The sequence below is a fragment of the Methanoregula sp. genome (assembly GCF_049510175.1).
In the GTDB taxonomy this organism is placed as follows: Archaea; Halobacteriota; Methanomicrobia; order Methanomicrobiales; family Methanospirillaceae; genus Methanoregula.
Map to the genome: position 1 here is coordinate 1 of NZ_JBEKZF010000028.1, position 2,327 is coordinate 2,327.

3 protein-coding genes and 2 pseudogenes are annotated in these 2,327 nt (G+C 51.2%); 3 read left to right on the forward strand and 2 right to left on the reverse strand.

What is annotated here, in order from left to right; all coding sequences use genetic code 11:
* From ABSG49_RS12135 to ABSG49_RS12145, 3 genes are all read left to right on the forward strand, one after another.
* A partial coding sequence (locus ABSG49_RS12135; protein ID WP_424026396.1) for a hypothetical protein occupies nt 1-210 on the forward strand: 210 nt, incomplete at its 5' end.
* Nucleotides 211-454: 244 nt separating this feature from the next.
* Nucleotides 455-883 carry a hypothetical protein gene (locus tag ABSG49_RS12140; protein ID WP_424026397.1) on the forward strand — a complete coding sequence of 143 codons (429 nt, stop codon included), beginning with the start codon at nt 455-457 and terminating at the stop codon, nt 881-883.
* Nucleotides 880-1,716, forward strand: coding sequence for a hypothetical protein (locus ABSG49_RS12145; RefSeq protein ID WP_424026398.1), 837 nt, complete (start codon nt 880-882; stop codon nt 1,714-1,716). The genes ABSG49_RS12140 and ABSG49_RS12145 overlap by 4 nt, the downstream gene beginning before the upstream one ends.
* A 42-nt stretch (nt 1,717-1,758) precedes the next feature.
* Here ABSG49_RS12145 and ABSG49_RS12150 read toward each other — a convergent pair.
* Nucleotides 1,759-1,866 (reverse strand): annotated as a pseudogene (locus ABSG49_RS12150) (IS30 family transposase); the annotation flags it as partial.
* Nucleotides 1,867-2,143: 277 nt separating this feature from the next.
* Nucleotides 2,144-2,218, reverse strand: a pseudogene (locus ABSG49_RS12155) (hypothetical protein); the annotation flags it as partial.
* Nucleotides 2,219-2,327: the final 109 nt, after the last annotated feature.

A 2,327-nucleotide genomic window follows, 5' to 3' on the forward strand; every position in this document is an offset into this window, starting at 1 on the left:
GGAGATGAAATAACCTTCGCGTGTGAGGAAGGTCGCTCAAAAGGAGTATCTTACGTGGCTTCGCGAATCGGTAATAAGCGCACAGAAGGGAACAAAGTAATTCTTGAGAGTAATGACGGGCGCATGGAATACACCATCGACGGCTATAGGCTTATACAGAGACCTAAGAGTGGCGTCTGGGGTGCCGGAATCGTTTATACACGGGAGTAATAGAAGATAGGGTGAATTCCACTTCAAAGTGCACCACATAGAGCCTGACGGAACACCTCGTGGGGCGTCTGGTAGTTGAGGCACTTCCTGGGTCTATTATTCAGCTTTTTCACTACCTGCGCAACTTCTTTTTCCGGGATGTCAGTTAAGAATCAAAACCGGACTCCTTTGGGGTGGTTTAAGTTTTAAAACCGGACTCCGTGATAGAATCCCTCCCGTCGGTAATCATGAACGGGAGGGCGCCATGGGCGAACAGGTCCACAAGAGAGTGACCGATGAGCAGATGAGAATGATCATGGAGAGGTATCTGGCAGGAGAGTTGAGCGCCAGTCATGCCATGGAACTGCTGGGCCTCAAGCGGAGTCAGTTTTTCGAGTGGGTGCAGAAGTACAAAAACCACCCAGAGAGCTTCAGCATCGAGTATCGGAGGAAGGGCACAAACAGGCAGCTCGATGAGAGACTCCATGCCCATATCCTCCAAGAACTTGAGAAGGAAAAGGCATTGATAGACGATCCCTCAATCCCCATCCGGTTCTATAATTACAGCTATATTCAAGATCGGCTGAGGGAGCACTACCGGGCGAAGGTCTCCCTCCCGGCAATCATCGACAGGGCAAAAAAAACGGCTATTACATCACGAAACCGGACAAGGCCGCCCATGACCGGGAAGTGATCACCCACCATGCAGGAGAACTCATCCAGCATGACTCTTCGTACCATCGATGGTCCCCCTATATCGCTGAGAAGTTCTATCTGATCACGAGCCTCGACGACTATAGCAGATATTTGTTCTATGCGGACGTTATAGAGAGGGAGACAAGCTGGGCGCACATCACCGCCCTTGAAAGTGTCTGCACCCGTTATGGATTGCCCCTTTCCTATTATGTCGACAATCATTCTATGTTCCGCTTCCTCGAAAAGAGGGATACGATGTGGACGAAGCATCACGCGCGAACAGACGAGAAAGACCCGCAGTGGAAACAGGTGCTCCAGGAACTGCGCGTGAAGGTAACCTACGCCCTCTCTCCGCAGGCCAAAGGGAAGATTGAGAGGCCGTACCGGTGGCTGCAGGACCGGATAGTAAGGACCTGCGCGCGGGAGAAGATAGAAACCATCGCACAGGTCCGAGAGATCCTCTCTTACGAAGTGAAACGGTACAACGAACATCAGGTCCACAGCACCACCGGGGAGATCCCACGTATACGCCTTGAGAAGGCCATCGCGGAAGGCAAGACTCTCTTTCGCCCGTTCAAGCTTCCCTTTCCCTATCAATCAACCAAGGACATTTTCTGCCTGAGAGGTTCACGGATTACGAATGCATACCGTAAGATATCGGTCAACGATATCGAGTTCCGGGTGCCCGGTGTCGATCCTTACGAAAAGGTTGACTTGAGGATGGTGCCCGATCCGGAAACGGGGCTGACGGAGATCAGGTTCTGGCACAACGGGAAGCTGGTAAGTACACAGAAAATCAAAACTGTATCTCTGAGGGGAGTCCGGTTTTGAAACTTAGACAGTCCGGTTTTGAAACTTTGCTAACACTTCTTTTTCCGGGATGTTCCTGAAGTCCGTTCCTTTCGGGAAGTAGTATCGGAGCAGGCCGTTGGTATTCTGATTGGTTCCCCGCTGCCAGGCTGCATAAGGATCGGCAAAATAGTTCATGGCTTATGCGCATTGCCTCGTCATCCGGATAATCGACTCTTAGACGACCTGCTATTGCTTGCGGGGGCCAGTCGAGACGAAGCTTTGAGATTATGTATGCAGCCAATCTCTGATGATGTCTGCGCCGGTGTCGTGCTCTGTGGCGTCGCTCTTTCGCGTAAAACTCGGCAGCATCGTACCAGTAGACGGCGTCATCCGCATAGGTCGGTCTGTTCCGCCTGATCTCCCGGTTGATGCTGGTATGGTGTCTTCCGATACGACGGCCGATCTCTCTCAACGAGAATCCAACAATCGCCATATGACTGATGACATATTGTTCTTCTCTGGTAAAATGATGGTAGGGCATGATGGGCTCCTTTCCGGAAAGAGTGTTGGTGGTGCTTCACTCTACCAGAAAATCCCGTCATGTCCTTTAACAATCTGTCATCTGGTGCACTTTGAAGTGGAATTCACCT

What these genes read in the sequence shown, in the direction of transcription:
- ABSG49_RS12140 (WP_424026397.1), top strand. Translation starts at nt 455, where the DNA reads ATGGGCGAACAGGTCCACAAGAGAGTGACCGATGAGCAGATGAGAATG.